The 25,065-nt window shown below is 61.3% G+C and carries 22 protein-coding genes; 13 read left to right on the top strand and 9 right to left on the bottom strand.

The genetic code is table 11. The annotated features are described in order from the left end of the window. Nucleotides 1-8 precede the first annotated feature (8 nt). The 4 genes from HHL26_RS08830 (at nt 9) to HHL26_RS08815 (ending at nt 6,738) form a co-directional block, all read left to right on the top strand. Entirely contained in the window at nt 9-1,949 is a 1,941-nt protein-coding gene (locus HHL26_RS08830; protein WP_169576074.1) for a site-specific DNA-methyltransferase, read from the top strand. Then, on the top strand, nt 1,949-2,464 hold the full coding sequence (locus HHL26_RS08825) for a gamma-glutamylcyclotransferase family protein (RefSeq protein ID WP_169576073.1): 516 nt from the start codon (nt 1,949-1,951) through the stop codon (nt 2,462-2,464). Before HHL26_RS08830 ends, HHL26_RS08825 begins: the two co-directional genes overlap by 1 nt. Beyond that, nucleotides 2,461-5,448 (top strand): DEAD/DEAH box helicase family protein, encoded by a 2,988-nt coding sequence (locus tag HHL26_RS08820; protein WP_206377409.1) that lies wholly within the window; start codon nt 2,461-2,463, stop codon nt 5,446-5,448. The genes HHL26_RS08825 and HHL26_RS08820 overlap by 4 nt, the downstream gene beginning before the upstream one ends. Nucleotides 5,449-5,631: 183 nt before the next feature. Beyond that, nucleotides 5,632-6,738, top strand: coding sequence for a Fic family protein (locus HHL26_RS08815; protein WP_169576072.1), 1,107 nt, complete (start codon nt 5,632-5,634; stop codon nt 6,736-6,738). Here the strand turns inward: HHL26_RS08815 and HHL26_RS08810 are convergent. The 4 genes from HHL26_RS08810 to HHL26_RS08795 all read right to left on the bottom strand — a co-directional run bounded on the left by HHL26_RS08810 (nt 6,731) and on the right by HHL26_RS08795 (nt 9,490). Next, nucleotides 6,731-7,738, bottom strand: a complete 1,008-nt coding sequence (locus HHL26_RS08810; RefSeq protein WP_169576071.1) for a DUF3644 domain-containing protein — start codon at nt 7,736-7,738, stop codon at nt 6,731-6,733. The two genes, HHL26_RS08815 and HHL26_RS08810, sit on opposite strands and share 8 nt — an antisense overlap. A gap of 68 nt (nt 7,739-7,806) precedes the next feature. After that, nucleotides 7,807-8,598 (bottom strand): hypothetical protein, encoded by a 792-nt coding sequence (locus tag HHL26_RS08805; RefSeq protein ID WP_169576070.1) that lies wholly within the window; start codon nt 8,596-8,598, stop codon nt 7,807-7,809. Then, entirely contained in the window at nt 8,582-9,016 is a 435-nt protein-coding gene (locus HHL26_RS08800; protein WP_346765574.1) for a DUF488 domain-containing protein, read from the bottom strand. Before HHL26_RS08800 ends, HHL26_RS08805 begins: the two co-directional genes overlap by 17 nt. Nucleotides 9,017-9,301: 285 nt before the next feature. After that, on the bottom strand, nt 9,302-9,490 hold the full coding sequence (locus tag HHL26_RS08795; RefSeq protein ID WP_169576064.1) for a hypothetical protein: 189 nt from the start codon (nt 9,488-9,490) through the stop codon (nt 9,302-9,304). A gap of 134 nt (nt 9,491-9,624) precedes the next feature. Here HHL26_RS08795 and HHL26_RS08790 point away from each other — a divergent pair, with 134 nt between their 5' ends. The 3 genes from HHL26_RS08790 (at nt 9,625) to HHL26_RS08780 (ending at nt 13,312) form a co-directional block, all read left to right on the top strand. Continuing rightward, nucleotides 9,625-10,260, top strand: coding sequence for a hypothetical protein (locus HHL26_RS08790; protein WP_169576069.1), 636 nt, complete (start codon nt 9,625-9,627; stop codon nt 10,258-10,260). Then, a complete protein-coding gene (locus HHL26_RS08785) occupies nt 10,257-11,813 on the top strand; it encodes a HEPN domain-containing protein (protein WP_169576068.1) in 1,557 nt (518 codons plus the stop codon). The genes HHL26_RS08790 and HHL26_RS08785 overlap by 4 nt, the downstream gene beginning before the upstream one ends. A 599-nt stretch (nt 11,814-12,412) precedes the next feature. Next, a complete protein-coding gene (locus HHL26_RS08780) occupies nt 12,413-13,312 on the top strand; it encodes a zincin-like metallopeptidase domain-containing protein (protein ID WP_169576067.1) in 900 nt (299 codons plus the stop codon). A gap of 260 nt (nt 13,313-13,572) precedes the next feature. On the opposite strand, the gene HHL26_RS08775 is transcribed toward HHL26_RS08780, so the two are convergent. Continuing rightward, nucleotides 13,573-14,364 (bottom strand): sulfite exporter TauE/SafE family protein, encoded by a 792-nt coding sequence (locus HHL26_RS08775; protein WP_066558895.1) that lies wholly within the window; start codon nt 14,362-14,364, stop codon nt 13,573-13,575. A gap of 173 nt (nt 14,365-14,537) precedes the next feature. Between HHL26_RS08775 and HHL26_RS08770 the strand changes: the two genes are divergently transcribed. Continuing rightward, the gene (locus HHL26_RS08770) at nt 14,538-15,212 is read left to right on the top strand and encodes a glutathione S-transferase family protein (protein WP_197672720.1); all 675 of its coding nucleotides are present in this window, start codon (nt 14,538-14,540) and stop codon (nt 15,210-15,212) included. 241 nt (nt 15,213-15,453) lie between these two features. On the opposite strand, the gene ndk is transcribed toward HHL26_RS08770, so the two are convergent. From ndk to HHL26_RS08755, 3 genes are all read right to left on the bottom strand, one after another. Continuing rightward, nucleotides 15,454-15,876, bottom strand: coding sequence for a nucleoside-diphosphate kinase (gene ndk / locus HHL26_RS08765; RefSeq protein ID WP_066558896.1), 423 nt, complete (start codon nt 15,874-15,876; stop codon nt 15,454-15,456). Nucleotides 15,877-15,957: 81 nt separating this feature from the next. After that, entirely contained in the window at nt 15,958-16,395 is a 438-nt protein-coding gene (locus HHL26_RS08760) for a DNA polymerase III subunit chi (RefSeq protein WP_066561868.1), read from the bottom strand. A gap of 14 nt (nt 16,396-16,409) precedes the next feature. Then, a complete protein-coding gene (locus HHL26_RS08755; RefSeq protein WP_066558898.1) occupies nt 16,410-17,870 on the bottom strand; it encodes a leucyl aminopeptidase in 1,461 nt (486 codons plus the stop codon). Nucleotides 17,871-18,059: 189 nt separating this feature from the next. Here HHL26_RS08755 and lptD point away from each other — a divergent pair, with 189 nt between their 5' ends. From lptD to HHL26_RS08730, 5 genes are all read left to right on the top strand, one after another. Then, complete coding sequence (gene lptD, locus HHL26_RS08750; RefSeq protein ID WP_066558902.1) at nt 18,060-20,324, top strand: LPS assembly protein LptD; 2,265 nt, start codon at nt 18,060-18,062, stop codon at nt 20,322-20,324. 86 nt (nt 20,325-20,410) lie between these two features. Then, nucleotides 20,411-21,796, top strand: a complete 1,386-nt coding sequence (locus HHL26_RS08745) for a peptidylprolyl isomerase (protein WP_066558904.1) — start codon at nt 20,411-20,413, stop codon at nt 21,794-21,796. After that, a complete protein-coding gene (pdxA, locus tag HHL26_RS08740) occupies nt 21,774-22,811 on the top strand; it encodes a 4-hydroxythreonine-4-phosphate dehydrogenase PdxA (RefSeq protein WP_066558906.1) in 1,038 nt (345 codons plus the stop codon). Before HHL26_RS08745 ends, pdxA begins: the two co-directional genes overlap by 23 nt. A gap of 5 nt (nt 22,812-22,816) precedes the next feature. Beyond that, nucleotides 22,817-23,659, top strand: coding sequence for a 16S rRNA (adenine(1518)-N(6)/adenine(1519)-N(6))-dimethyltransferase RsmA (gene rsmA / locus HHL26_RS08735; RefSeq protein WP_066558909.1), 843 nt, complete (start codon nt 22,817-22,819; stop codon nt 23,657-23,659). Nucleotides 23,660-23,687: 28 nt separating this feature from the next. Further along, the gene (locus HHL26_RS08730; protein ID WP_066558910.1) at nt 23,688-24,479 is read left to right on the top strand and encodes a transporter; all 792 of its coding nucleotides are present in this window, start codon (nt 23,688-23,690) and stop codon (nt 24,477-24,479) included. Nucleotides 24,480-24,527: 48 nt separating this feature from the next. On the opposite strand, the gene HHL26_RS08725 is transcribed toward HHL26_RS08730, so the two are convergent. Then, nucleotides 24,528-25,046 carry a tetratricopeptide repeat protein gene (locus HHL26_RS08725; RefSeq protein ID WP_066561869.1) on the bottom strand — a complete coding sequence of 173 codons (519 nt, stop codon included), beginning with the start codon at nt 25,044-25,046 and terminating at the stop codon, nt 24,528-24,530. Between the last annotated feature and the right edge of the window lie 19 nt (nt 25,047-25,065).

Genomic DNA, 25,065 nt, shown 5'->3' with positions numbered 1-25,065 from the left:
CGCCTTACATGCCTGAACTCAAGAAACTCGTTTTGGATGATCCTGCTACCAAAAGCGCCGACATTGTGGCCGGGAACGTCGATTCCCTGAAAGCTCTGTTCCCCGATGCATTCAAGGATGGTGGCATCGACTTCGATGTGCTCCGTCAACTGCTGGGTGGAGCCGTCGATGAGAAGGACGAGAAATACGGGCTGAACTGGCACGGCAAGCGCAAGGCACGGCAGATCGCGTTGACGCCGTCCACCGGCACACTTTTGCCGTGCCCGGATGAGAGCGTCGATTGGGATAACACGCAGAACCTCATGATCGAGGGCGACAACCTTGAGGTGCTGAAACTCTTGCAAAAAAGCTATGCAGGCAAGGTCAAGCTTATCTACATCGACCCGCCGTACAATACTGGGAAGGACTTTGTTTATCCCGACGACTATCAGGACAGCATCAAGAATTATCTCAGTTTGACTGGGCAGATTGATGAAGGCGGGCAAAAGGTATCTTCCAATACCGAATCGTCGGGCCGTTTCCATACGGACTGGCTCAATATGATGTATCCTCGCCTCAAGACGGCTCGGTCGCTACTCCGTGCAGATGGCTTGATCTTCATTTCTATCGATGAATCTGAGGTTCATAATCTAAGGGGAGTTTGCGACGAGATATTCGGTCCAGAATGCCTAGTGGGCTGTATTTCAAGGGCGACTGGAACCCCGACCGGTGGAGGAAATAAAGCCCTAGTCGGAGAAATTGACTACATCGTGGTTTATTCTCGCAGTCCAGATGCGAAAATTGAGGGGGTGAACTTCACCGAGGAAGATGCCAAAATCTACGACAAGGAAGACGATCAAGGTAGATACCTTACCCGCACCCTCAGAAGAACGGGCGGAGAGGATCGCCGAGAAGATCGGCCGAGCATGTTTTACCCTCTCACGGCGCCCGACGAGACGGTGGTTTACCCGATTGCACCGGCTGGGTACGAAAGTCGTTGGATTTGCGGCCTCGACCGATTTAACGAAATGGTCGAAGAGGGACTCATTGAATGGGCCAAGGCCAAGAAGGGTAATAGCTACGAGTGGCAGCCTTACCAGAAATTCTATCTTGAGGGTCGCCTGAAGCAGCCTTCTAATTTTTGGTCAAAGCTGGAAGGGAACAAGAAGGCATCTCGCGACCTTAAAGCTCTGTTTGACGGTGAAAAGGTTTTTACATTTCCGAAGCCAGTTGGTTTGCTGCAACACGTCATTGAGCTCTCCGCTCTTGAGGACGGCGACATTGTTCTAGACTTCTTTGCCGGGTCTGGAACCTCTGCTCATGCCACTTTGGCTCAAAATGCGGCAGATGGCCGGAAACGTCGTTACATGCTAGTACAACTTCCCGAGCCGCTCGACGCGAGCAACAAGGATCAGAAGGTTGCAGCCGATTTTTGCAAGCGTATCGAAAAGCCGCAAAATATAGCAGAGTTAACCAAGGAGCGCCTGCGCCGAACTGCCGCTAGGTTGAAGGCTGATGCGCCAGGCTTGGCAGGCGATCTAGGCTTTCGTGTCTATAAGCTGGAAACCTCCAACCTCGTTTCATGGGATCCAAATCCCACCGCGCTGGAAGACACTCTGCTCGCGAGCACCGAACATCTTGTGGCGGGCCGCACCGAGCAGGACGTGCTCTACGAGCTGTTGCTCAAGCTAGGCCTCGACCTGTGCGTCCCCATCGAGAAGAAGGACATTGCCGGAAAGGCAGTTCATTCCATCGGTGGCGGCGCGCTGATCGTTTGCCTTGCCGATGGTCTTACCAAGGATACCGTCGAAACGCTCGCAAATGGCATCGTCGCGTGGCGGAAGGAGTTGGCTCCCGCCGTCGATACCCGCGTTGTGTTCAAGGATTCCGGCTTCGTCGATGATGTGGCGAAAGCCAACATGGCAGCGGTCCTCAACCAGAACGGTATCCTCGACGTGAGGAGCCTGTAATGAGCGCGGGTAGTTTCGTCTCGTTCGCCTTTGGTTCCAATATGCCTGTCGCGCGTCTGCGCGAACGGTGTCCATCCGCACGCCCACTCGGTATTGCCGAGCTACCCGGCCATGAGCTGCGCTGGCACAAGCGGAGCAAGGACGGATCGGGCAAGTGCGACATTGTCGCTAGCGCCACCCCTGGCCTTTCGGTCTTTGGTGTACTCTATGAGATCGCGGACCAAGAGAAGGCCGCGCTTGACAGAGCCGAGGGTCTGGGTGCCGGTTACGAAGAAATCGAGGTCGAGGTTCTTAGTGACGGCGATCTGGTAAAAGCCAGGGCTTATCGGGCAACCGACACCGATCCCGCACTCCGTCCCTACACTTGGTATCGCGCCTTGGTCATCGCGGGCGCGCAAGAGCATGAGTTGCCCGCCCCCTATATCGCTTCACTGGAATCCGTGTCAGCAAACGAGGATGCCAACCGCGCACGCCACGATGAGCGCATAGTGCTAATCGAGGGGGCACGCGCATGAAACTGCATTTCGAACCGGACCTTGATTACCAGCACACTGCCATCGAAGCCGTCTGCGACCTGTTTCGCGGACAGGAAATCAACCGCACAGAATTTACCGTCACCAGACAAGCTGGTGGCGGTGCGCAGCAGGAGCTTGGCCTTGTCGAAAACGCGCTGGGTATCGGCAATCGCCTGACCCTGCTCGACGACGAGATCATTTCCAACCTGAACGAGATTCAGCTTTGCAATGGCCTGCCGCCATCCGCGAGCCTCGCATCCGGCGACTTCACCGTGGAAATGGAGACGGGTACCGGCAAAACCTACGTCTATCTGCGCACCATCTTCGAGCTGAACAAACGCTTCGGCTTCACCAAATTCGTTATCGTGGTGCCGTCCGTTGCCATCAAGGAAGGCGTCTATAAATCACTTCAGATCACTGAGGATCATTTTAAGGCCCTCTATTCCGGCCAGCCCTTTGACTATTTCCTCTACGACAGCGCCAAGCTGGGTCAGGTGCGTAATTTCGCCACCAGCCCGACCGTTCAAATCATGGTCGTGACCGTGGGCGCGATCAACAAGAAGGACGTAAATAACATCTACGGCAAGGGCGCGAATGAACAAACAGGTGGCGAAGCCCCTATTGATCTTATCCGTAACACCCGCCCAGTCATTATCGTAGACGAACCGCAGAGCGTGGACGGTGGCCTTGAAGGGCGTGGCAAAGAAGCCCTAAGCGCCATGAACCCTCTTTGCACGCTGCGCTATTCGGCGACCCATGCCGACAAACACCACATGGTTTACCGGCTGGACGCGGTGGACGCCTATGAGCGCAAGCTGGTCAAGCAGATCGAAGTGGCCTCGCTCGAAATCGAAGGTGGGCACAACAAAGCCTATCTGCGTTTTCTATCCGCCAGCAATGCGCGCGGTGCCGTGACCGCCCGCGTCGAAATCGACGTGCAGCAGGGCGGGCAGGTGCGCCGCAAGGAAGTCACAGTGCAGGACGGCGACGACCTGGAGGACACAACAGGTCGCGCCATCTACAAGGATTGCCGCATCGGCGAAATCCGCGTGGCAAGCGGCGACTCTCTGCTTGAGGTAAAAACAGCGGGGTCCGAGTCCTTCCTCACTGTCGGTCAGGCAATCGGTGACGTAGACGCCGACGCCATCAGGCGGCTGATGATCCGCCGCACCATCACTGAGCATCTTGAGAAGGAGCGCCGTCTTGCGCCGCTTGGGATCAAGGTGCTGAGCCTGTTCTTCATCGACGCCGTGGAACATTACCGTTCCTACGACGAACACGGAAGCGCGGTGAAAGGCAAATATGCGACGATCTTCGAGGAAGAATATCGCCGGGCCGCCAAACTACCCGAATTCGCGAGCATGTTCAAGGAAGTGGACCTCGCAACCGACGCCGAGGACGTCCACGACGGCTATTTCTCCATCGACAAGAACAAGCGATGGACGAACACCGCCGAGAGCAATCAGGCGGGCCGCGACAGCGCCGAACGCGCCTACAACCTCATTATGAAGGACAAGGAGAAGCTGCTGAGCTTCGATACGAAGCTCAAGTTCATCTTCTCCCACTCGGCGCTGAAAGAGGGCTGGGATAATCCCAACGTGTTCCAGATTTGCGCACTGCGCGAAATCGGGACCGAGCGTGAACGCCGCCAGACCATCGGGCGCGGCCTGCGTCTCTGTGTCAATCAGCAGGGTGAACGCCTGCGCGGCTTCGAGATCAACACCCTCACCGTGATCGCCACCGAGAGCTACGAAGCCTTTGCCGAAAATCTCCAGAAGGAGATCGAGGCCGATTCCGGCATCCGTTTCGGCATCGTCGAGAAGCACCAGTTCGCGGCCATCCCCGTCCAGCGGAAAGACGGAACGCTCACCATGCTGGGCTTCGAGGAATCCGCCGCGATCTGCGAATATCTCAAAAACGCCGACTTCATCGACGCCAAGGGCAAGGTGCAGGACAAGCTGCGCACTGCGCTTAAAGACGGAACGCTGACGGTTCCCGACGAACACGTCGCGCACCTTCCGCAGATCAAGGCGGTCCTGCGCAAGATCGCGGGCAGGCTCGACATCAAGAACGCCGACGACCGCAAGGCGGTGCGTGTGCGCAAGGAAGTACTGCATAGCGCCGAGTTTCAGGCGCTATGGGACCGCATCAAGCACCGGACGACGTATCGCGTCCACTTTGACAACGCCAAGCTGATTGAGGATTGCACCAAGGCCATCGCCAGCGCCCCGCCGATTACCAAAGCGAAGGCCATCATCCGCAAGGCAGACCTCGCCATCGGCCAGGGCGGCGTGATCGCCACCGAAACCGCGACCTCCGGCCCCGTGACCATCGAGGAGGGCGACATCGCCCTTCCCGACGTACTGACCGACCTTCAGGACCGTACACAACTGACGCGCCGCAGCCTCGTCACCATATTGACCAGCAGCGACAGGCTTGACGATTTCAAGCGCAATCCCCAAGCCTTCATCGAGCTTGCGGCGGAAACCATCAGCCGCACCAAACGCCTCGCACTTGTGGACGGCATCAAATATCAGCGGATCGGCGACGATCATTTTTACGCTCAGGAGCTGTTCGAGCAGGAGGAACTGACCGGCTACCTGAAGAATATGCTTCAGAATGCCCAGAAATCCGTGTTCGAGCACGTCATCTACGACTCCGGCGGCGTCGAGCGCACCTTCGCCGAACAGCTCGAAAAGAACGAGGCAGTGAAAGTCTACGCCAAATTGCCCGGCTGGTTCAAAGTCCCCACACCGCTTGGCACCTACAATCCCGATTGGGCGGTGCTGGTGCAAGTTGACGGAGCGGAACATCTCTATTTCGTGGTCGAAACCAAGGGCAGTCTGTTCACAGACGACCTGCGCGACAACGAAGCCGCAAAGATCGCCTGTGGCGAAGCTCACTTCAAAGCGCTTGCTGTCAGCGAGAACCCAGCCCGTTACGTGAAAGCCACCAAGATCGGCGACCTGATGGAACATTGCTGATATGGGCGGGCAAGGCCGCCCATTCCGCTACCCGACACCGTTCTGCGCAACGGCGAGACTAAAAAGCGCCGGACGCGCTTTGACGACTTACAGCCGGAGGAGATTCGCTGCATATTTTGCGGTGAATACTCTTGCACTTTGCGGTGAATGACCACTATTATCACCGCAGAAGGTGCGGTGATAATGACATACATCCATGAGCAAGCCGATTGGCCGAACCTGCGCTGGAGCGACGAGCAAATTGCTCAGCCGCTTGCCGCCATGCGTCATCGGCAGGGGCGGCTGATCGGCCATATGGAGGCGCTTGGCTTCCCGCTACGTGCGGAGGCCGTGCTCTACGCCCTGACTGAAGATGTCCTTAAATCCAGCGAGATCGAGGGGGAGATGCTAGACAGGGGACAAGTGCGTTCCTCCATCGCCCGCCGTCTCGGTATGGACATCGGCGGCTTGATCGAAGCGGATCGCAACGTCGAAGGCGTCGTGGAAATGATGCTGGATGCTACGCAGAACTATGTCCAGCCGTTGACCGCCGAAAGGCTGTTCGGCTGGCACGCGGCGATGTTCCCCACTGGGCGCAGCGGCATGAGCCGGATCACCGTAGGCGCGTGGCGCGCCGCCGAAGGCGGACCGATGCAGGTTGTGTCGGGGCCGATAGGCCGTGAGCGTGTTCATTATGAAGCACCGGGATCGGAGCGGCTGGATGCGGAAATGACGCGTTTCCTTGACTGGTTCGAGACGGCAACGCCCGATCCTGCCCTGAAAGCCGGGATCGCGCATCTGTGGTTCGTCACCATCCACCCTTTCGATGACGGCAACGGGCGGATCGCCCGTGCCATCGCCGATCTTGCACTGGCGCGCGCGGAGGGAACCGCGCAGCGTTTCTACAGCATGTCCGCGCAAATCCGCATCGAACGCAAAGCCTATTACGATATGCTGGAATCGACGCAGAAGGGCGACTTGGACATTACACCCTGGTTGTTATGGTTCATCGGTTGCCTTGATCGCGCTTTCGACCGGGCTGAAACCATCCTCGCCAGCGTCATGCGCAAGGCCCGGTTTTGGGAATCGGTTGCGGATCAGCCTTTGAACGAACGCCAGCGTAAGGTCGTCAGCCGCTTGCTGGAGGGCTTCGAGGGCAAGCTGACGAATGCAAAATGGGCGGCGATCACCAAGGCGTCGTCCGACACAGCATTGCGTGACATCAGCGATCTGATTCAACGCGGCATCCTTGTGAAAGACCCCGCTGGCGGGCGCAGCACCAGCTATTCGCTCGCGCCGGAAGTTACGTAGGCGCCGGCTCAAACAGGGTTGCCTCCTTCCGCGTATAGTGCGCGTCGAATTCCTTCAATACGTTGGGGTTGAAGTAGGATTTCTTGGTGCCCTTGCGCTTATCGGGATCGAGATATCGTTCGTAGCAGAGCTTTTCGTTCGATTTCACTGCCTTCATCAGAGCGTGGAAATCGACGTTCTGCTTGAAGTCGGAATACCGCTCCTTGAGCTTTTTAATCAGCGCATCATACGTCAGGCTGAAACCCGCTGGCACCTTATCCCCTTCCACCGTGACCGTCAGATCGGCCTCCGCTCCTGCGACGACTGCGGCTTTGACGGCAGCGCCATCCTTTTTCTTGATCAGATCGAAATCGACGCGGACGGTGAAGGAATAGGGCGACTGGTCGTTGGGCAAGGCAGCCTCGACCTTTTGCATGTGCGCCAGGAACTTGATCACCGCATCGGCGGATTTCTTCGCCACTGCATCAACCTCCTTCTGATCGAGGTCAAAGGAGATGGGGATCGACGCAATGTTGAGATCGGAGAACGAGATGGAAAACCAGGACTGCGCCGCCTCGACGTAATTGCGCACCGCAGCCAACGAAATCTCGGTGAGTTTCTTGCGGAGCAGCGCATCGGTGGCGACGAAGTGGGTTGCGCTGTCGCGAATCTCCATCAACGCCTCGATGTTAGCAATGCAATGGGCGTCGATCCTGTCCTTGGAGTAGTTGGACACCAGGTTCCAGCAACGGTCGATGCCTATCGTCATCGGTGCGCCGGACCGGGTGATCTTGACCTCCTTAAATTTGCTCGGCGTCCCGTCCTTCTTCTTCCGCTGGCGAAATTCATGCAGAGCGCTGGCCTTGCCGCCATGCTCGCGCATGATGCGAGCCTTGAGTAGCAGCTCCCAAGCGTTGATCATCAGGATGGCGAAGGTCTCCTCGCGATACAGCGAGGAAGCCCTATTGTAGCTTTCGACGGCGGAAAGACAGGCCGCTCGGGACTTCGCAACCAGCAACATATACTTCGGGGTCGGCAATCCGGTCGCTCCGTCCGGTTAAGCTTCGTGCAGTGCTGGGTACGCCACGGCTATAGCATCGTCATCTGGTTCGTCGGTTTCATCCTGAGCACGCCGTTGATCAGCCATTGGTCTGCCCGATACCTGTGCGTTCCCATGGCAAGCGCCATACCGTCCCTTGGAAATTCGACACCGAACCGTTGGACCATCCAATCGAGCGCGGCCTGCTCGCTATGCATTTCACCGCGACGGCGAAGGAACGTGGCCTCGGTTTCCCAGTCCTGACAGGTGCCGACATGCACGCCATCATCATCACGGTAGCGGTATTTGAAGACGAATGGGCACGCTTCGCGCGGAATGAGGTTCGCTTGGCTGAAGAAGTCGCTCTGCTGCCGCATGCCATCATAGACGGCACGTTGCCTTTCCATTTCCTCGGCCGATTGGCGCTCAGGCCAGAACTCAAGGATTTCGCAGCGCAGGACCGCGAGGCTACGATCCTTTTCCCGCTCCGCCTTGAGCGAGGTGACGGCGGCTCGGTTCAGGAACGCGTGTCGGTCGCTATCGCGCATCTTTCCCGTGATGACGATACTGCCCTGATCGACACGGCGGGATTCGACACGGCGATCGGCTGCGGCAGTCGGTTTGCGCCAGCGGTAGGTGATGCGATCCCATCGACCGAACTGCTGAGCGTCGGAAAGATCGCGAAAGGACACCGGGTAAAGCCGCACCCAGCAACCATTATGGTCGATCGCTGCAATGCAGACCGTCTCACCATAGGTCTGGCTTGCACGAGGGGCCGCCTTTACGATGATGAAGGCTTCGTCTTCGACGTGTTCTAGTGATCCCTCAGGTACTAACGCCATCAATGGTTCTCCCGGTCGCTCGACCAGGCTGTACCCCAAGGTGAACGATCTCCGCCGATACTATGTCGCGAATCCTTTCCGCTACAATAGATCGATGACAATCTTTCGGTGCACGCTCGTAGCACATGAGCGCCACTGTCTCCTCTTGGGACACGGTGGCTGCAACCTGGATGGCGATCTGCGATTCCTCGGATTCCAAGTGGGCTCCAAAAATCGAGCGGAACGCGACCATGTCACCACGGCGCGCGGCGTCACGCCCAGGCTTGGGATCGCCCAGCTGTCGCATATGCCGATAACCGATGCCTGCTTCCTCCAGCGCTTCCGACAGGACACGCTTGGAGAACCCCGGCCGGCGGGACTGAGGCAACTGACGCACATCGAGCAGCAAGGAAATACCAGCCTGCCTCAATGTCGCGATAAAATCTGCAACGGTGGCGCCTTCATATCCCAGCGTGTAAATCTTGTTCAGCTCTGCCTCCCGGGCGAATTGGCGACCGATATCATCACCGGCGACCTAGGCGAGAAGCGTGCGAATTTCCATCGGACATCGATGCACTATGCAAATTTGCAGCTCCATCCCCTTGTCGGCGGGCGCACGGCCGCCCTTCAATTCGTCGACCTGCGAATGACCGGTTCAAGAGTAAAGCTAACCTTCCTACGTTGGTAGGGACCAGCATGAGTTGTTCGGTTAACCGGCAGTCATTCATCCTGCTTTGCCTTTGTCGCTTTCCAACCGCTCGACTTCGCGTTCCAGCACGTCCCGGATGAAAGCCGCACGCCGCTGACGCCCGACTAGCTTGTCAATTCGTTCGCCTAACCCTTCGGGCAAACGAACATTGGTCGATTTTAAGTTGAGCGGCGGTCTTCCCATATAGTTGTCGTAGCCGCGCATGGCACCTGTTCAACCTGAAGCAGAATAACCGGCACCGCTTATTGCATATTTCCTCCCTTTCGCGCTATAAGCGGTGCCGGTTATAGGTTCCGGTGCGACTGCTGCGTATCCGAGGGCTGAAGGAAGGAAGGCTGATGAGCTTACGCAACTGCCCACCGCTCGATTCGAGAATCGTCACTTCCAGACGCGCATTGCTGCATGGCTTGACCGTAGCGCCTATCACCGCCTCGACGATCGCCTCGCCTTGGGCGACGGCGTTGGCGTCGCTTCACCAACGTTATGAGGACGAACCCGCCACCCTTGTTCGCACCAAGACAGGCCGTGCGCTCAGTCGCGACCGCTATGATAGCGCGGAAATCGCACTCGCTCCGATCGAGGCGGGTTTCTTCGCGCAACACGTCCGCGTGACGCTGCATCAGGCGGGCGCCATCGCCAAGCTGGCGTTGTGCGCCTATCTTCTGGACATTGGTTTCCCCGATGACTGGAACGCGGCCCATATCCAGCAGGACATTGCGAAGGCCCTGGCCTACGCCAACGCTACAGGGTTTGGGCATGACTGCCCTGACATGGCGCGGCTCGCGGTCATCCTCTCGCCCTATTGGAAATGGGGCTATCCGCACCTGATCGGCGACCCACCCATAGATGACGGCGGCTTCACGCCTGATAGGGTCCGTCCGCTTGTGCGCGCCTTGCTAGACCGCGTGGCAGACGGAACCGGCCACCCCCGCCCACAGGGATTTGAGCGCCGCCAGCGGGAGGTGCAGTCATGATGCTGCGAACCGATGCCGACCATCTGCCCATGCCGATCCGGGCTGAGCTTCTTCGCGTCGCAACGATCCTGTTCGAGGCATTCGAGGAAACAGCCAAGGGTAGGCTGTCGCAGCAGTATCGGGAGGGCCAGATTCTGACCCTGATCCTGCATGGCCCCCATGCCGAGAAGAATTGGGAACAGCTCGCGCCGGGAGAATCGTTCCGCCTGCTGGCGATCGTCAATTATCCCCGCCTCGCCCGCAGTGAAGGCGACTGGCGGCTGGTGCGGGACCGGTTGCGCCGCGCATGGGAGTTTGGCGAGATCACCCGCCCGGTGCGGCTAACCGTCGAAAGTCTGGAGCGGATCAACAGCGCTCTTGTCGAGGGCGTTCCGCATTTCGTCACCATCGCGGAGCAAGGAATAGCCCTCTACCAGATGGATGGCCTGCGCCTGCAAGCGCCGCGTGATCTCCCCGTGCGCGACCGGGCCATACGCGGCGTCGCGGAGTATCGGCGCTGGCACAGGAACGGATGCGATTTTCTGGCGGGCGCCACCTTCTACCGGGATCAGGGCAACGCGCCGTTGGCGGCGCTGCTGCTGCATCAGGCGTGCGAACATTTCTATCAATGCGTGCTGTGGTCGATCACCCTCCACGGCCCGCGGACCCACGCGCTGGACGAATTGCGCGAAGCCGCCGAAGCGCTCGACGCGCGCCTGTGTTCAGCGTGGCCGCGAGTCAGCCGGTTCGAGCGCCGCGCCTTCGGTTGCATCCGCCGAGCCTATGTCGAGGCGCGCTATGGGCGATCCTACCGCATCTCGCCGCAGGAACTGGCATGGGCGTTCGCGCGAGTCGAAATATTGGCGGAACGGGCGGAGTGCGTCTGCGCCGATCATCAAGCCTCGCTTGTCGCAGGGCCGCCAGCGCCGACGCTCCCGCCACCCAAAGAACGAATCATGATTGCCACGCTTCCCCAGCCCATCCACCGCGCCAATATGCTGCAACGGACATGGCGGGTTGCGCGCCGCGCGCGCCCTTTGCGGGTCCGATGGAATCGGCTCATTCCCGTTCACCGTTTCTGGCGTTCGGACAGGTTCATGCGATGGGTTGACCGTATCCCCTTGGCTATGATCGGCCTGTGTTTCTTTATGGCTGGCGCGGAGGCCCTATGGCAGGTGAGGTCCGTCTATCCAGCGCAGGCAGCCCGTTCCAAACCCGCCGACCCGTCCGCCGTGTTGGACTTCAATGTGCGCGCGGACACGGTGCTGGGCGCAGTCATGGTCGTTGCAGAGCGGGCGGGCTACCGCGTCAAAGCCAACGAGGACATTTGGGCGGTACGTTGGACCGGAGCCTATCGCGCCAAGGCAACGACCTTCGACGCGCTGGCGGACATTCTCTATGGCTCCGGCCTTTGCCCTGCCATCAGGGACGACACCATTACCGTGCGCTATTGCGACAAGAGCCGTCCACCGATTGTCGCGACGGTTGAATATATGGCGGAACCCGATGGGAGATTGCGTTTCGGGCGCACAAGAATGTTTGAGGAAAATCGCGCGAACGAATCGGTCGGCTGACAAAATCAGTCGGGATTGCAGTGTTTCAGGCGCTCATTCCGCAAAACTGACTTTTCCAATTCAAAGTTGAGAGAAATTTGCCTCCATTCACTCAAACTGACTTTTTCAATCGCAAATTGAGTTCCTCAATCCTAAAATGCCAACACAGCTTCCGGTCATCCACTCAACGCCCAGCTTATGGGTTGGGTTAGCTGTAACCTTGCTTCCCAACATCGGCGTTCGAGCCGCTGCAAGGAGCAGCCTGCCGATCCAAACCCAGCGCAAGTTGGAAGCGGTGAATGACGGCCCGATTCGCCGCACTTGTTGCGGTGAATAACCTCGACAAGACCGGACGGTTGCCATCCCTGACGTAAGCTAGGGCGGGCAGGCCTGCCCGACGCTGAGCGCCGCAGTGGCGCGACCTTTCTCCGATTCGAGGAAGAAAGAGGCGCTGCCTCTCTCTCCCTGCAAGGCCATGCTTTGGTGGCCGTGGCTCGCTGCGCTGCGCCCGCACCACCCACCGGCACCAGACCTTGCCCCCTCTCTCTCCGCCCCTCGCCGGGTCGGCAGGGGTCATGCGCGGCATGACCCGCTGCGCGGATTGGAAGGGAGTGAAGATCATGACCAAGCAAGACCCCCACAGCCGCATCACCGACCGCATATTGGCCGAACTGGAACAAGGCGCCCGCCCGTGGATCAGACCGTGGAGCGGGGGCGACATGGCCGCATCGGGGCAGACCCGACCGTTGCGCGCCACCGGCCAGCCCTATCGCGGGATCAATGTTCTGTTGTTGTGGATAGAGGCCCAAGCATCCGGGTTCGTCAGCCCGTCATGGATGACCTACAAGCAGGCACAAGCCTTGGGCGCGCAGGTGCGCAAGGGCGAGCGCGGCGCAACCGTGGTCTATTATGGCGACAGCAGCGGGACCGTGCATGACGAGGCGAGCGGCGAGGACCGGGAAAAGACGTTCCGTTTCCTGAAGACCTATACCGTCTTCAACGTGGCGCAGATCGACGGATTGCCCGAGCGATTCCGTATCGTGGAACCCTCGCCGGAGGTGGAGCGAATCGAAACGGCCGAGGCGTTCTTTGCCAGCATCCCCGCAACCGTGAACCACGGCGGCGATAAGGCCTATTATGTGCCGTCAGCCGACCGCATCCAGCTTCCGCCCTTCGGGGCCTTCCACGATGCCCACGGCTATTACACCACCAGAGGCCATGAAACCGTGCACTGGACTCGCCATGAGAGCCGCCTTGATCGCAGCTTTCGCCGCGAGAAATGGGGTGACGAAGGCTATGCCCGCGAGGAGTTGGTTGCCGAGCTAGGCGCGGCCTTCCTTGCCGCCGACCTTGGGCTTTGCATCGAGCCGCGCCCAGATCATGCGAGCTACATCGCAAGCTGGATCAAGGTGCTGCAAAACGATTCGCGCGCCATTGTGCAGGCCGCAGCCCATGCCGAGCGCGCCGTTGCCTATCTGCAGCAACTGGCGAACCCCAAAGCGATCAAAGAGGCAGCATAGCCCGGCAACGATCAGGGCCGCCCAATCAGGGGCGGCCACCTTGTTTGAGCTACCCACCACCCAGCTATGCGCGGGACGTTCCCTTCGGCCTGGCCTCGTGGTATAAGTATTGGGAAATCAATGTGATTCCTGATTGCAGCCTGACCGAACTGTGGCCTTTTTGGGGGCCCATTTTTCGAATGGTAATCACTATATCTCTGAAAAACCAAACAAATTTGTTATCAATTCGATTCCGGCTCGGCCTCCAGATATCATGCCGGTCAAACGATCAGGCGCCACCCCACCACCACCAGCACCGTCGCCAGCAAGGGCTGAAGCACGCGATCCGACGTGCGCGTGGCCAGCAGCGATCCGATCACGATGCCCGGCAGCGATCCGGCCAGCAGGTTGACCAGCAGGACCGGATTGACGTTTCCGATCCACAAATGCCCAAGCCCCGCGACGAGCGTCAGCGGCACGGCATGAACGATGTCCGTCGCCACCAGCCGCTGCATCCGCATGCGCAGCGGATAGAGCGCCAGCAACAGCGTCGCCCCGATCGCGCCCGCCCCGACGGAGGTCAGCGTCACCATCCCGCCCAGCAAGGCTCCCGCCAGCACGGTCAGCGCCGGCTGCCAGCGGGTGAAGCGGTCGGCCGTGCCGACCCTGCGGGCCAGCGCCCATTTGTGGAAACGCCCGCGCAGCAAGGTCGCGATCGCCGTGCCGATCAGCACCACGCCCAGCGCACCCGTGATCACGCCGGCCTTGACCTGCCCGATATGCATTTGCGACAGGATCGCCAATACGATCAGGGAGGCAGGGATGCTGCCGATCATCAGGCGCTTCACCACTTCATAGTCCGGACCGCCATCGGCGCCGCCCTGATGGTGATGCACCGCGCCCCCGACCGCCTTGGTGACCGATGCGAACCACAGGTCCGTGCCGACCGCCGTCGTGGGCGCGACGCCGAACAGCAGGATCAGGATCGGCGCCATCAGCGACCCGCCCCCCACTCCGGTCATGCCGACCATCAGGCCCACAAAAAGGCCTGCGATCGCGTGCAACCAATCCATATTCCGCCCCAAACTCTCTATGAGTAATTTGGTAGACATCTAGAGCCCAAAGCCCGCGCCAGCCAGCCCCCTTTTTGGATTGGAAATTTATCGCCATCAAAACAAATGCTGTTCACCGCGCCGATAGCGCGATGCTCTCGACTTCCCTTGCTCCCGCCGTCTAAAGACAAAGCATGATGAAGCTGTTCATTGGCAACAAAGCCTATTCGAGCTGGTCGCTGCGCGGCTGGCTGGCGTGCAAGCTGTCCGGCCTTCCTTTCGAGGAAGTGGTCGTGCCGCTCTATGACGAAGCGTGGGAGAAGCGGCGCGAGGGCGACGAATTCGCGCCATCGTCCGGCAAGGTGCCGATTCTCTGGGACGGCGACGATATGGTCGTTTGGGATAGCCTGGCCATCGTCGAATATCTCAATGAAAAGTCGGGCGGCGACAAATTCTGGCCCGCCGACACTGCCGCTCGCGCCATGGCCCGATCAATGGCGGCGGAAATGCATTCGAGCTTCGCCGCGCTGCGCCGCGAGCACAGCATGAACATCCGCCAGATCTATGCGCCCGTCCCGCCGTCCGAAGCGGTAGCGCAAGATATCGGCCGGATCATGCAGCTCTGGGCGCAAGCCCGCGCCCGCTATGGCGGTGAGGGGGAGTTTCTGTTCGGGGAGTTCGGCGCGGTCGACGTGATGTTCGCGCCGGTCGTGACCCGCTTCATCACCTATCAACTCCCCGTGGCCCGCTTTGCCGAGGCCTATATGCGCGCAGTCATCAACCATCCCTGGATGCAGGAATGGATCGGCGGCGCCCAGGCGGAGGAATGGGTGATCGACCGTTTCGAAGTTCCGCCGCAATTGGGATGAGTGGTCGTTAGTGGCCAATTGCTGCAATTGAGCGGATCCGTGTTCCTGCGAAGGCAGGAACCCAGTTCCGCCGCTGGTGGATCATCGCACCATAGGAACTGGGCTCCTGCCTTCGCAGGAGCACGATGCGCTTCAAGAAAAGCAGCGCGAAGCAGACCGTCCGCCTTCCACCCATTTCCACCACAAAAAAGGGCCGGCGGGCTTATCGCCCCCGGCCCTTTTTCCAAACTATCGCGCCGGATCAGCCGACGATTTCGTCCGTCTTGAAGAAATAGGCGATCTCGATCGCGGCATTTTCCTCGCTGTCCGAACCATGGACCGAATTGGCTTCGATCGATTCGGCATAATCCTTGCGGATCGTGCCTTCATCGGCATTGGCCGGGTTGGTGGCGCCCATGATGTCGCGGTTGCGCTTCACGGCGTCTTCGCCTTCCAGAACCTGCACGACCACCGGGCCGGAGATCATGAACGCGACCAGATCGGCAAAGAAAGGGCGTTCCTTGTGCACGGCGTAAAAGCCTTCGGCCTGCTCGCGGCTCATGCGGATGCGCTTCGAAGCGACGACCCGCAGGCCCGCTTCTTCCAGCTTCTTTGTCACGGCGCCCGTCAGGTTGCGACGGGTCGCGTCGGGCTTGATGATCGAAAAGGTGCGGGTAACGGCCATGAGGCTCAAAAGCTCCGAATTATTTGGGATAAGATGGCGCGCCTTTAGACCGGGCCGATGCCTATCGCAAGAGGGGCTGATTTACGGCCCCTGGACCCATTTGCGGCCTTCCTGCCGCCAGAAGCGGGGAGTCACGCCTTCGCGCTTGGCAAGATCGCGCCAGCTTGCCCGAGCGGCTTCAATGGTTTCCGCGTCGAAGAAATAGAAGGCGCGCTCGAATTCCAGCGCTTCCTCGCGCCATAGGCCGTCCGCCAATGCGACATGCCGTGCCCCATTGGCGGCGACGCAATCCGTCGCCAGCAAAACCGGCTGCATCGACTCGGCTCCCTCGCCCACCTTCCCGTGCGCCAGGAAGCTCTCTGGCGGTCCGGCCCACAGGCCTGCGGAAATCCGATCCAGCCGATCGGATTCCTGCGCCACCACCAGCAACCGCTCGCCCAGTCCCAGAATGCGGCCCGCAATGGCGGGCAGCACCTGTTCCACCGGATCGCGGCTGAGCTGGTAGAAGTCGACCTGTATCGGACTTTCTGGCATCAACCTTCAAACTTGTCCGCGACATAGCGGTCGAGCAGCCGCACGCCATAGCCGGTCGCGCCCTTGTCCCAGGTCGCGCCGGGCTTGTCGGCCCAGACCATGCCGGCAATGTCGAGATGCGCCCATTTGACGCCTTCGTCGACGAAGCGCTTGATGAACTGCGCCGCGGTGATCGAACCGCCATAGCGCGGACCGATATTCTTCATGTCGGCAATCGGGCTGTCGATCAGCTTGTTATAGGCGTCGCCCAGCGGGAAACGCCACAATTGGTCACCCGCCGCCTTGCCCGCCGCGATCAGATCGTCGGCCAGGCCGTCATCATTAGAGAAGATGCCCGCATATTCATTGCCAAGCGAAATGATCATCGCCCCGGTCAGCGTGGCGAGATCGATGATAACCTCCGGCGCATAGGTCTTCTGCGCCCAGGTAATGACGTCGCACAGCACCAGACGCCCCTCGGCATCGGTGTTCAGCACCTCGATCGTCTGCCCGGACATGGAGGTGACGATGTCGCCCGGCCGCTGCGCATTGCCGTCGGGCATATTTTCGACCAGGCCGCAAATGCCGACGACGCGGACCTTCGCCTTGCGCCCGGCCAGCGCCTTGATCGCGCCCGCCACGGCCCCGGCGCCACCCATGTCCCATTTCATGTCTTCCATGCCCGCGCCGGGCTTTAAGGAAATGCCGCCCGTATCGAAGGTCACGCCCTTGCCGACGAAGACCAGCGGCTTTTCGGTCGCGCCACCAGCACCCGCAGATGGCGTGCCGTCCCACTCCATCGCCAGCAGGCGCGGCTCGCGCACGGAACCCTGCGCCACGCCCAGCAGCGCGCCCATGCCAAGGTCCGCCATCGCCGCCTTGTCCAGCACGGTGATCTTGACGCCCAGCTCTTCCAGAGGCTTGCAGCGTTCGACGAAGCTTTCGGGATAGAGGATGTTCGCCGGTTCCGACACCAGCTCGCGGGTGAAGGCCACGCCCGACGCGACCGCCGCCCGCTTCTCCCATGCCGCCCCGGCATCGGCCGAGACCAGCGTGATCTTCTGCAACGTCGGCTTGGACTTTTCCGGCTGCCGCGTGCGATATGTTTCGATTCGCCAGCCGCGCAACAGCGCCCCGAAAGCCAGTTGCGCCGCCTTCTCCCCGCTCGCGCCGCCGAAAAATTCGACCGCCGCATGGGCCGCGCCGCTGGTCGCCAGCCGCGCCGTCAGCGCGCCGCCCGCGCGCTCATAATCCGCGTCGCTGCCCACCCCGGTGCCGACCAGCACCACACGCAGCACCTTGCCGCCTTCCTCCACGAAGCTCTCGAAGCTCGACCCCGCTTCCCCGGCGAAGCGCGCCGCGGCAGCGCCAGCCGCCAACACCGGCGCCGCGCCGAGCGGCAGCGCATCGAAGCCGCCCTTCGGCACGGCGAAGACCAATGTATCGGCTTCGGGACGGATCGGGCTGAACGCGATTTCCATCTAGGATCCTTTATTTCCTGCAAACATTCTATGCCTGTCAGATAGTGCGGCTTAGCTTGTCTGGCAAAGCCGTTCGACCGATTTTCCGGCAAAACTGTTGGTCCAGACGATTGCAGCGCAGACAAAGCGGTGCAATAGGGCATGCGATAGGCGGGAAACAAAGCGCCCCCTCAAAGAGGCTCCATCCCTTTGCATCATTCCCCATCCCTCTTGAATTTCAAACAGGTTCTGGCGGTAGGCGCGGCCCTTCCGTGCCTCGCGCTGGCGCCCCATGCCACCGCCCAACAGCTCCAGGAACCGCAGACCACGATCAGCACGCCCGACGCCCCAGTGCCGGAAAATGACGATCAGATCGGCTTTGCCGCCGACGCCCTGGAATATGACAGCAACAGCGAGGTCGTGACCGCCAGCGGCAATGTGCAATTGCTGCGCGAGGGCAACCGGCTGCGCGCGGACAAGGTCATCTGGAACCGCAATACGGGGAAGGTCGAAGCGACCGGCAATGTCTCCGTCACCGACCCTGAAGGCAATATCGCCTATGGCGACAGGTTCGACGTCACCGATTCCCTCCAGGACGGCATGGTCCAGAACATGCTGCTGGTGCTGCAATCGGGCGGACGCCTGGCCGCCGCCAACGGCCAGCGGGTGAACGGCGTCTACACGCTGCGCAAGGCCGCCTATACCGGCTGCGTGGTCGAGGATCATGAAGGCTGCCCCAAGGAGCCGACCTGGCAGATCAAGGCGGTCAAGGTCGTCTATGATCCGGTGAAGGCCCGGGTCAAATATACCAACGCCAGCATCGAGCTGTTCGGCCTGCCGCTGATCCCGATGCCCGGCTTTTCCCATCCGGTGGGCGACAATGGCGGCAGCGGCCTGCTGGTGCCAAACCTGCGCTACGACCGCACCAACGGGTTCGAGGTCGCGCTGCCTTATTATCTGAAGCTCGCGCCCAATCGCGACCTCACCATCACGCCGCATGTCTATACCGACACGCTGCCGATGCTGGAGACCAATTACCGCCATCTGTGGGACCGGGGCGCCTATCAGATCACCGGCTATGCCACCTATGGCAGCCGCGTCGCCACCAGCGGCGCCTCCTCCACGACCCCGGCGGGATCGGAAAAGGATTTCCGCGGCTATATGGACGCCAGCGGCGCGCTACAACTGACGCCGGAATGGAGCATCGGCGGATCGATTCGGACCGCGACGGACCGTACCTTCCTGCGCCGTTACGACATCAGCCGCGACGACCGGCTGCGTTCGACCCTCAATGCGCAGCGGATCGGGGAGAACAGCTATTTCTCGATCGCCGGCTGGGCTGTGCAGACGCTGCGCACCGGCGATTCGCAGGGGCAGATGCCGATCGCGCTGCCTGTCATCGACTATCGCCTGCGGATGAAGGATCCGCTGCTGGGCGGCGTGGTGCAGTTGCAGGCGAACAGCCTGGCCATCACCCGCACCCATGGCCAGGATACGCAGCGCGCCTTCGCCGCCTTCGAATGGAATCTGCGCAAGCTGACCCCGATGGGCCAGGAAGTGACCTTCACCACCTATTTGCGCGGCGACGTCTATCACAGCAGCGACAATCTGCTGACCAGCGTGGTGAGCTATGCCGGCGATCCGGGCTGGAAGGCGCGCGGCATCGCGGCGGCGGCGATCGACGTGCGTTGGCCCTTCATGGGCGAGGCTTTCGGCGGCGTCCAGCGCATCGCCCCACGCGTGCAGATGGTCGCCGCGCCCAGGATCGCCAATCTCTCCGTCCCCAATGAAGACGCCCGCGCCATCGACCTGGAGGACAGCAACCTCTTCGCGCTCAACCGCTTTTCCGGCTACGACCGGTTCGAGGATTCGAGCCGCATCACCTATGGCCTCGAATATAGCCTGTCGCTCCCGAACTTCTCGCTGGAGAGCGTGGTGGGGCAGAGCTATCGCCTCAACAGCCGGGAAAGCATCCTGCCCGATGGCACCGGCCTGTCGGATCGCCTGTCCGACATCGTCGGCCGCACCACCGTCCGCTACAAGGATTTCATTAGCTTCACCCACCGATTCCGGCTGGACAAGGACAACCTCTCCGTCCGCCGCAATGAGATCGACGCCACCATCGGCAGCCGCAAGACCTATGCGACGGTCGGCTATTTGCGGCTCAACCGCGATGCCAATCTCAATCTGGAGGATTTGCAGGACCGCGAGGAACTGCGTCTGGGCGCCCGCGTCCAGTTCGCGCGCTTCTGGTCGGTCTTCGGCTCGACCGTCATCGACCTCACCGATGCGAAGGAAGATCCGCTGTCTGTCGCGGACGGTTATGAACCCGTCCGCCACCGCCTCGGCATCGCCTATGAGGATGATTGCCTGACGCTCGGCCTTACCTGGCGGCGCGACTATCAGGTGTTGGGCGATGCACGAAAGGGCAATAGCTTCCAGCTTCGGCTGGCTTTTCGGAATATTGGCATATAAGGATCAGCCTTCCCGCTTTCCGCTCAGCACCGGTTAAGGCGGATCGGCGCATCTCGTGCCGAACCGATTGGAGAGTTTTGTCGACGATGCAGCCTGTCGTTTTCCCGTTTTACCGCATTGGCCGCCATGTCCGGTCGGGTCTTCGCACCATGCTCCTGTCCTCGGCCCTCCTGGCGACGGGCGTGCAAAGCGTCGCTGCCCAGACGGTCAATGACGATGACAATGTCGGAACCCAGCAGCTCAACTTGCCCAAGGACGTGACCGTCTTCGGCAAGAGCGATCCCAATGTCCGCAAGGCGACCGCCATCGTCAACGGCCGCATCATCACCGGCACCGACGTCGACCAGCGTCTGGCCCTGATCATCACCGCCAATGGCGGCAAGGTGTCGGACGAGGAGAAGGAGCGGCTTCGCGTCCAGGTTCTGCGCAACCTGATCGACGAGACGCTGCAGATCCAGGAAGCCGCCGCCAACGACATCAAGGTCGACAAGGCCGAGATCGAACAAAGCTATGAAAGGGTCGCGGCCAATTTCCGCCAGTCCCCCGCCCAGTTCGACCAATATCTGCGCACGCAGGGCAGCGCGTCCGCCAGCATCAAGCGCCAGATCGAGGGCGAACTGGCCTGGAGCCGCCTGCTCCGCCGCAACATCCAGCCCTTCGTCAACGTGTCGGAGGACGAGGTGAAGTCGGTGGTCGACCGCATGAATGCGGCCAAGGGCAGCGACGAGTTCCGCATCGGTGAGATCTATCTCTCGGCCACGCCCGAAAATCAGCAGCAGATCCTGGCCAACGCCCGCAACATCATCGAGCAGATCAAGCAGGGCGGCAGCTTCGCAGCCTATGCCCGCCAATTCTCCGAGGCTTCGACGGCGGCGGTCGGCGGCGATCTGGGCTGGGTCCGTCCCGCCCAATTGCCCGACGAACTGGCGCAGGCCGCGGCCGCAATGCAGGTCGGCCAGATCGCGGGGCCGATCAGCGTGCCCGGCGGCGTGTCGGTCATCTATGTCATGGACAAGCGTAAGGTGCTGACCGCCGATCCGCGCGATGCCCTGCTCAGCCTCAAGCAGCTTTCCGTCAGCTTCCCCGCCGGCACGACCAAGGAACAGGCGAGCAGCAGAGCTGCGGCCTTCGCCGCGCAGGTCAAGACCATCAAGGGCTGCGGCCAAGCCAATGAACTGGGCGGCAAGATCGGCGCCGACGTGGTCGACAATGACAATGTGAAGCTGCGCGATCTGCCGCCGCAGTTGCAGGACATTCTGCTCAACCTCCAGGTGGGCGAGGCGACGCCGCCCTTCGGCTCGATCGCGGACGGCGTGCGCGTGCTGGTCGTCTGCGGCCGTGACGAAGCCACTTCCGCCGCTGCGCCCAATGCAGAACAGATCATGGCGCAGCTTGAGGAGGAACGGGTCAACAAGCGCGCGCGCATCTATCTGCGCGATCTCCGCCGCGATGCCGTTATCGACTATAACTGATCCGGCGGACCCTCACGCGATGGGGCCGCCCTTCGCCGTCTCGCTTGGCGATCCGGCGGGCATTGGGCCGGAAATCGTCGCCAAAAGCTGGGTGATGCGGGAGGCACGCGGCCTGTCGCCTTTCTTCGCGGTCGGTGACGCCGCTTCGCTGCGGGCGGTCTGGTCCGGCCCGGTCCAGATGGTCAGCTCGCCGGAGGAAGCGATCATGGCGTTCGACGACGCCCTCCCCTGCCTGCAGGTGGCCGATGCTGGCGAAATCATCCCCGGCACGCCCAGCATGGACGGCGCGCGCACGGCGTTTCAGGCGTTGGAAGTCGCGGTCGGCCTCGCCCGCAGCGGTTCCGCGGCGGGGATCGTCACCGCGCCGGTGGGCAAGGAACAGCTTTACGGCGTCGGCTTCACCCATCCGGGGCAGACCGAGTTCATCGCTGAACGTTGCGGCGTGGCGCCGCATAACGCCGTGATGATGCTGGCCGGGCCGTCGTTGAAGGTCGTGCCGATCACCATCCATATCCCCTTGGCCGATGTGGCGTCCGTGCTGACGATCGATCTGATCCGCGCCCGCGCCATCACCACCGCCAAGGGACTCCAGCGCAATTTCGGCATCGGTCGTCCGCGCCTGGTCGTCGCCGGGCTCAACCCCCATGCGGGCGAAGGCGGGGCGCTGGGCCGGGAGGAGATCGACATCATCCGCCCGGCCGTGGAATCGCTCCAGGCCGAGGGTTACGACATTATCGGCCCACTCGCCGCCGACACCCTGTTCCACACCCGCGCCCGCGAAACCTATGACGCCGCGCTCTGCATGTATCACGATCAGGCGCTGATCCCGATCAAGACGCTGAATTTCGATGAGGGCGTCAACATCACTTTGGGCCTTCCCATCGTGCGCACCTCGCCCGACCATGGCACCGCCTTCGGCATAGCAGGCAAGGACAGCGCCAATCCCGGCGCGATGATGGCCGCGATCCGGATGGCCGCCGAAGCCGCCCGCGCCCGGTTGACCCCCGGCTGCTGAGCCTCATGACTGCTGATATCCGCCCCAAGCTCCCACCACTGCGGGAGGTCATCGCCGCCCACGGCCTTCAGGCGAGCAAGGCGCTCGGCCAGAATTTCCTGCTGGACGAGCAATTGCTGGATCGCATCGCCGCCATCCCCGGCCCGATCAAGGACCAGTCGGCCTTCGAAGTCGGCCCCGGTCCCGGTGGCCTCACTCGCGCGATCCTGAGGGCGGGCGCGAATCTGGTCGCCGTCGAACGCGACCGTCGTTGCCTTCCGGCGCTGGCCGAACTGTCCGAAGCCTTTCCCGGCCAGCTCCGCGTCATTTCCGGCGACGCCATGCAGATCAATGCCCGCGCCGAAGCGGGCGAAGGCGCGCATATCATCGCCAACCTGCCCTATAATGTCGGCACGGCCCTGCTGATCGGCTGGCTTTCGGCAGAGTGGGCTCCGCTCCCCTGGTGGTCGACGCTGACCCTGATGTTCCAGATGGAGGTAGCCGAGCGCATCGCCGCCAAGCCCGGCGGCGACCATTATGGCCGCCTCGCGGTGCTCGCCCAATGGCGGAGCGACGCCAAGATTGCGATGAAGGTCCACCGCAGCGCCTTCACGCCCCCACCTAAGGTGATGTCAGCAGTCGTCCACATCACCCCCAAACCCGCGCCCGAAGGCGTGCAACTGAAGCATCTCGAACGCCTCACCGCAGCCGCCTTCGGCCAGCGCCGCAAGATGCTGCGCCAGAGCCTGAAAGGCCTGCCCGGCGCACTGGACGCGCTGGAGGTGGTCGGCATCGACCCTCAACGCCGGGCCGAAACCGTAAGCGTCGAGGAATTCGTCGCAACCGCACGGATGATGGGCCGTTCCTGACGAATCGCCAAGCTTTCAAAGGCCGTCCATGCTGCGTACCCTCCCGTTTCTTCTCGCCCTTCTCGCCAGCCCGGCGCAGGCGCAACTGCGCGATTTCTGCCCGGAACGCCCCGGCCTCGACACCCCGCCCTGCATTTTGGACAAGGGCCATTGGCAGGTGGAAATCGGTCTGGCCGACCTTGCCCGCGACAAGACGCCCGAGCGGAAGACGACCAGCGTCACTCTGGGCGACACCGAATGGCGCTACGGCCTCGACGGCAACACCGAACTGCACGCAGCCTGGACAGCCTATTTATGGCGGCGCGACATTGATCGGCTCAGTGGTGGGCGCAGTCATGCGTCCGGCATGGGCGACCTCAGCCTGGGTCTCAAACGCGCCCTGTTCAATCCCGATGGCGATGCGCTATCGCTCGCGGGCGCGGCGACGATCACTCTGCCGACCGGAAGCGATGCCGTCAGCGACGGCACCTGGAGCGCTTCCTTCCAGCTCCCCTTCAGCTATGCGCTGACCGACAATCTCAGCCTGATCGCCACCCCGGAAATCGACGCCGCCGCCGATGAAGGCGGCCATGGCCGCCACCTCGCTTATGGCAGCGCGGGCGGCCTGTCCGCCGATCTTGGCGAGAAATGGAATGCCTCGCTGGAAATGCAGGTCATTCACGATCGAGACCCGGAGGAATCGTCGACCCAGACCCTCAGCTCCGTTTCGCTCGCCTTCAAGCCGCAGGCGTCTCTCATGCTGGATGCCGGGGCGAATTTCGGCCTCAACCACGCTACGCCGGACGCGGAAATCTATATCGGCCTGTCACGACGTTTTTGAAACGTCTCCAGTTTAATCAGATGTGTTCCTGCATCCGAAGGTAAGCCATCAGGGCGTTTCGGTCGCCGCCGCCTTGGGCGCTGGCACCGCATCCTTCGAACTCAACACCGTCGCGGGCGGACCCTTTTCGATCGCTGCCGCCAACTGGCCCACGGCGGCACAGTTCGCCTTGCACAGCCCCTGCGCCTGGGCGAGATTTTCCTTGGCCTTGGCGATCGCACCCTTTTCGACCATCGCCTCGCCCTGTCCCACCAGAGCAGCAACATCATTGGGTTCCAGCAACAGCGCCTCGCGATACAGGCGGATCGCCTTGCCCTGCAAACCCTGCGCCCGAGCGACCTGCGCCAGCTCGATATAGGCGGAGCGGTTGCGCGGATCGACCGCCAGCGCGCTTTCCAGCGCATCGGTCGCGCCCTGATAATTGCCCGCCTTGCGCGCCGTCTCGCCCGCCTTCTGCCACTCTACCGACAAGGGCGATATCTGCGAATCCGGCCGCTGCGACAGGCCTGCGCTGGAAACGGTAGTCAGCAGGACAGCCAAGGCGATCGAAGCAGGGGTAAAACGCATGCACAACTCCAGCCATGTT

The sequence above is a fragment of the Sphingobium sp. TB-6 genome (assembly GCF_012927365.1).
Lineage (GTDB): Bacteria > Pseudomonadota > Alphaproteobacteria > Sphingomonadales > Sphingomonadaceae > Sphingobium.
Note: the sequence above shows the minus strand (reverse complement) of the source record. Positions and strands in the feature narration are given on the sequence as shown.

Excerpts from the sequence above, each read along its gene's own strand:
- HHL26_RS08830 (WP_169576074.1), top strand. The coding sequence starts at position 9 with ATGCCTGAACTCAAGAAACTCGTTTTGGATGATCCTGCTACCAAAAGC.
- HHL26_RS08825 (WP_169576073.1), top strand. The coding sequence starts at position 1,949 with ATGAGCGCGGGTAGTTTCGTCTCGTTCGCCTTTGGTTCCAATATGCCT.
- HHL26_RS08820 (WP_206377409.1), top strand. The coding sequence starts at position 2,461 with ATGAAACTGCATTTCGAACCGGACCTTGATTACCAGCACACTGCCATC.
- HHL26_RS08815 (WP_169576072.1), top strand. The coding sequence starts at position 5,632 with ATGACATACATCCATGAGCAAGCCGATTGGCCGAACCTGCGCTGGAGC.
- HHL26_RS08810 (WP_169576071.1), bottom strand. The coding sequence starts at position 7,738 with ATGTTGCTGGTTGCGAAGTCCCGAGCGGCCTGTCTTTCCGCCGTCGAA.
- HHL26_RS08805 (WP_169576070.1), bottom strand. The coding sequence starts at position 8,598 with ATGGCGTTAGTACCTGAGGGATCACTAGAACACGTCGAAGACGAAGCC.
- HHL26_RS08795 (WP_169576064.1), bottom strand. The coding sequence starts at position 9,490 with ATGCGCGGCTACGACAACTATATGGGAAGACCGCCGCTCAACTTAAAA.
- HHL26_RS08790 (WP_169576069.1), top strand. The coding sequence starts at position 9,625 with ATGAGCTTACGCAACTGCCCACCGCTCGATTCGAGAATCGTCACTTCC.
- HHL26_RS08785 (WP_169576068.1), top strand. The coding sequence starts at position 10,257 with ATGATGCTGCGAACCGATGCCGACCATCTGCCCATGCCGATCCGGGCT.
- HHL26_RS08780 (WP_169576067.1), top strand. The coding sequence starts at position 12,413 with ATGACCAAGCAAGACCCCCACAGCCGCATCACCGACCGCATATTGGCC.
- HHL26_RS08775 (WP_066558895.1), bottom strand. The coding sequence starts at position 14,364 with ATGGATTGGTTGCACGCGATCGCAGGCCTTTTTGTGGGCCTGATGGTC.
- HHL26_RS08770 (WP_197672720.1), top strand. The coding sequence starts at position 14,538 with ATGATGAAGCTGTTCATTGGCAACAAAGCCTATTCGAGCTGGTCGCTG.
- ndk (WP_066558896.1), bottom strand. The coding sequence starts at position 15,876 with ATGGCCGTTACCCGCACCTTTTCGATCATCAAGCCCGACGCGACCCGT.
- HHL26_RS08755 (WP_066558898.1), bottom strand. The coding sequence starts at position 17,870 with ATGGAAATCGCGTTCAGCCCGATCCGTCCCGAAGCCGATACATTGGTC.
- HHL26_RS08745 (WP_066558904.1), top strand. The coding sequence starts at position 20,411 with ATGCAGCCTGTCGTTTTCCCGTTTTACCGCATTGGCCGCCATGTCCGG.
- pdxA (WP_066558906.1), top strand. The coding sequence starts at position 21,774 with ATGCCGTTATCGACTATAACTGATCCGGCGGACCCTCACGCGATGGGG.
- rsmA (WP_066558909.1), top strand. The coding sequence starts at position 22,817 with ATGACTGCTGATATCCGCCCCAAGCTCCCACCACTGCGGGAGGTCATC.
- HHL26_RS08730 (WP_066558910.1), top strand. The coding sequence starts at position 23,688 with ATGCTGCGTACCCTCCCGTTTCTTCTCGCCCTTCTCGCCAGCCCGGCG.
- HHL26_RS08725 (WP_066561869.1), bottom strand. The coding sequence starts at position 25,046 with ATGCGTTTTACCCCTGCTTCGATCGCCTTGGCTGTCCTGCTGACTACC.